Origin of the sequence: Paenibacillus chungangensis (assembly GCF_042675905.1) — a bacterium.
Lineage (GTDB): Bacteria > Bacillota > Bacilli > Paenibacillales > Paenibacillaceae > Pristimantibacillus > Pristimantibacillus chungangensis.
Map to the genome: position 1 here is coordinate 1 of NZ_JBHTJZ010000013.1, position 4104 is coordinate 4104.

Annotated in this window: 5 protein-coding genes; all 5 read left to right on the forward strand. The window is 45.4% G+C overall.

Annotated elements, in window-relative coordinates; all coding sequences use genetic code 11:
* The first annotated feature begins 430 nt into the window (after window positions 1-430).
* Window positions 431-1666, forward strand: coding sequence for a tyrosine-type recombinase/integrase (locus ACFQ2I_RS12080; protein WP_377564500.1), 1236 nt, complete (start codon window positions 431-433; stop codon window positions 1664-1666).
* Window positions 1659-2645, forward strand: a complete 987-nt coding sequence (locus ACFQ2I_RS12085) for a tyrosine-type recombinase/integrase (RefSeq protein ID WP_377564501.1) — start codon at window positions 1659-1661, stop codon at window positions 2643-2645. The genes ACFQ2I_RS12080 and ACFQ2I_RS12085 overlap by 8 nt, the downstream gene beginning before the upstream one ends.
* Entirely contained in the window at window positions 2632-3423 is a 792-nt protein-coding gene (locus tag ACFQ2I_RS12090) for a tyrosine-type recombinase/integrase (protein ID WP_377564503.1), read from the forward strand. Before ACFQ2I_RS12085 ends, ACFQ2I_RS12090 begins: the two co-directional genes overlap by 14 nt.
* A gap of 61 nt (window positions 3424-3484) precedes the next feature.
* A complete protein-coding gene (locus tag ACFQ2I_RS12095; protein WP_377564504.1) occupies window positions 3485-3769 on the forward strand; it encodes a transposase in 285 nt (94 codons plus the stop codon).
* A gap of 104 nt (window positions 3770-3873) precedes the next feature.
* A partial coding sequence (locus tag ACFQ2I_RS12100) for an IS3 family transposase (RefSeq protein WP_377564506.1) occupies window positions 3874-4104 on the forward strand: 231 nt, incomplete at its 3' end.

Genomic DNA, 4104 nt, shown 5'->3' on the forward strand with positions numbered 1-4104 from the left:
TGATAGATTCCACAAGATGTGCTCCTCTCTCTTTCGCTAGTGTACAGGATCTGTCGATCCTGTACACTAGCGAATCTCATGGGTCTATCTTATATCGCTAAAAAAGCATACTTTGACACCATCCCTCATGAAAAGCTTATCTCTATGGTGAAGGAAACAGTGGTGGATGGAAGTGTTCTGTCGTTGTTGGAGAAATGTCTGAAAGCCGGTGTCATGGATGGTGGCAGCTTTCACATCAATGAGCAGGGAACGCCACAGGGCGGTTTATGCAAAGCTTTGCATAAACCGCCTTATGCAAAGAAAGTAATTATGCGAAGTAAACCATTAGAACCCTTATAGATTCGGCGTTTCTCTTCGATTTACTTTGCATAATATCCGAAGATGATAATAGGAGCTATTTGCTCCCATTATCATTTTTGGAGGAATGCTTATGCTAAAGAAACCTTTGACTGAACTGCTTCAAGATCTGGATCAGGAAATGCTGCGACTCGGTTACACCGAAGGCTCCATGAATTTTTACCGCAGGCGATGGCAGATGCTGCTGAAATTTACACAGGAACGAGGTGAAACGTATTATTCCGAACGATTGGGAATCGAATTTGTTGAACAACATTTTTCGATCTTGGAAAAAGATTTTGACCGCACACTTTCACAGAAGGAAACACAAGAGTTGCGTATTATTCGGATGATTGGGGATTTCCAGTTGCACCATACCGTTTTGCGCCGATATTACAAGCATAAGGAAATCCTTACCGATCCGTATTTCATCGAGATCAGCAACCGCTTCAAGCAATATTGTACAGATCAGGATTATTCCAAAGTCACCACCAACCATTACGTCAAACAGTCTGCCAGGTTCATGGATTATCTTTCTTCCCAAGCCGTCACCGATTGCAGGGAAATGAGTCTCGCCCTCATTAACAGCTACATTAAAACCTTGGCCGGCTACACGTATAAAACAGTGGAACAAAATATTTGCTCCCTACGTGCCTTTTTCCGTTTTCTTCTGGAAACCGGAGAAGTACAAACTGATTTTGCTGCAAAGACACCGATGGTACAAGCCAGAAAGCAGACCCGTATTCCATCCGTATGGACGACTGATGAATTAAACCAACTGATCACTGCCATTGACAGAGGAAGCCCGAAAGGCAAAAGGGATTACGCCATCATCTTACTGGCCTGCTGTCTTGGTTTGCGTTGCACCGACATTAAAAATCTGAAAATGGAGAACTTCCACTGGGAAGAGAAGAAGCTTGTGTTTACTCAATCTAAGACACGGGAGCCACTGTCTCTTCCACTGACACCGGAGGTAGGTTGGGCCGTGATCGACTATCTCCGATACGGTCGCCCTAACATCGATAGCCCCTACATTTTTGTCAAGCATATGGCACCATTTGGCCCCTTTTCAGAAGACGATCATTTAAACCAGTTGATTAAAAGATATATGGAACTGGCACACCTGCCTACGTTGAAAAAGCGAAGAGGAATGCACTCCCTTCGGCACACCATGGCCAGTTTGCTTCTTGAAAAAGACACGCCCCTTTCCACGATTTCGGATATTCTCGGTCATGTCGATACAGACTCCACAGCCGTTTATCTGAAGGTCGACATGAAGAAGCTGAAGGAATGTTCCCTTGATTTTGATGAGGTAGCCTGCCATGGATGATCTCATTTATGAAGGTCCTTTTAAAGACCATATTCGGGATCACGTAGAATTGAAACGGGCTGTCGGTTACAAATACGATGCAGATGCGCACCACTTGAAACGATTTGACCGATTTACGTTTGAAAAATATCCTGAGGCCAGTTCCCTTACGAAGGAAATGGTCTTGGAGTGGTGCAGCAAAAAGACCTACGAGGCACAGGGCAACCAATGTTCACGAGCATCAATCATCCGCCAATTCGCAAAATATTTGGATTCCATCGGAGTGAGAGCCAATATTCTTCCCAAAGGGTACTATTCTACGGAAAAACAATATATGCCGCATATTTATTCAACCGATGAATTGACAAGATTCTTTGCTGAATCTGACAAGTGCCGGCACTGTTACGAATGTCCGTATAGGCATCTCATTATGCCGGTGTTTTTCCGCATGATATATATGTGCGGATTGCGAGTGTCTGAGGCCAGGCTTCTCAAAGTAGCAGACGTTGACCTTGAGAACGGCATACTCGCCATCCATCATTCCAAAAAAGACAACAGTAGGCTGGTACCCATGTCTGTTTCTCTTACGGAGCGTTGTCGGCATTATGCGGAACAGGTGCATCCTTTTCCGGTAGCAGCAGATTATTTTTTTCCGGCACTGGATGGTAAGCCAATGACGATTCAGAATGTGTACAAAAACTTCCGTAAGTTTCTGTGGCATGCAGAGATTTCACATGGCGGAAGAGGCAAAGGTCCAAGGATCCACGACTTTCGCCATACGTATGCGGTTCACTGTCTGAGAAATTGGTCTAAACAGGAGAAAAATTTAACCGCCTATCTTCCGGTACTTAAAACGTATATGGGTCACGATTCCTTTGATGACACGGCTTACTACCTGCGACTAACCGCGGATGTGTTTCCCGACATTACGGTGAAGCTGGAAACGCGGTATCCGGGAATGATCCCCGAACTCGAAGGTGTTTTCGATGAAACCGACTGATTTTGCGAAGCACCTGACCGAATTCCTTTCGGTGTATCTGCCGTCACAGAAAAATGTAAGCAAGAACACCATTCGTTCCTACCGGGATACGTTTAAACTTTTGATTAAGTACTTTCAAGAAATGAAGAGTACCGCGGCTGAACGGATTACGATGGATCTTCTTTCAAAAGAAATGCTTACTGGTTTTCTGGATTGGCTGGAAACAGGCAGAAATTGCAGCATCTCAACTAGAAACCAAAGACTTGCCGCCATACATTCCTTTTTTCGGTACGTACAAGCTGAAGAACCATCTGGCATGTTCCATTTTCAAAAGGTCATCGCGATCCCTTCAAAAAAAGCAAAGAAAACCGTGGTGGAGCATCTGACTCCGGAAGCGATGAAGCTGCTGCTGGAACAGCCCGACAGAAACTGCCTGAAAGGCCGCCGCGACCTGACACTGATGAGCGTTCTGTATGATACAGGGGCCAGGGTGCAGGAACTCATCGATGTGAAGGTTAGCGATGTGATTCTGGATACGCCCGCCGTCATTGTATTGACCGGGAAAGGAAACAAGACAAGACGCGTTCCACTCATGAAGAATACCGTATCTTTATTGGAGCGTTATATGCTGGAAAACAAGCTGGATAAACCGTGGAAAAGCGAATATCCCCTGTTTACAAACAACCAGCATAATAAACTGACCAAGGAAGGGGTTGCTTATATTATTTCAAAATATGTTACATCGGCAAGGAAAACGTCAACCCTTGTACCTTCGAAAGTAAACGTTCATTGCTGCTAGACTGAATAGTAGACACAGATTACACTGATGAAAAGAAGCAGAATCGGAGGACTGTGTCGGAATGAAGAAACCACTATACGATGAAGCGTACAAGAGAAAGACAGTACAGTACGTGAAGGAAAACGGAAAGTCGGTGGCGGAGGTCGCCCGCGAACTTAAGATCAAAGACAACACGTTGTACGGCTGGATGAAGAAGTTCGGTGGCGAGCCGGAAATCGTTGAAGCGCAAGCGTTCAAGTCCGAAGATCATCAACTAAGGGAAATGCAAAAACGAATTCGTGACTTGCAAGAAGAGAATGAAATTCTAAAAAAAGCGATGCACTTCTTCGCGAAAGACCGTCGGTAAAATATGCGTTCATCCATGAACACCGCTCCGAGTACCGACTGGAGAAGATGTGCTGCGTGCTCGATGTTTCTCGCAGCGGGTATTACAAATGGAAGGATCGTCCTGTGAGTGAGCAGGCGCGTCAACACAGGGAATGGACGGATCAGATCAAAGAAGTGTTCGATGCGTCTCGTCAACTCTACGGCAGTCCCAAGGTCACCGAGAAGCTCCAGCAGCAAGGTGTGGATATCTCAACGCGAACGGTGACACGGATTATGAGCGAGCAACAGTGGCGCTCAAGAACCGTCAAAAAATACAAGGCAACAACGAACTCCAAACACAATTTTCCAGTGCAA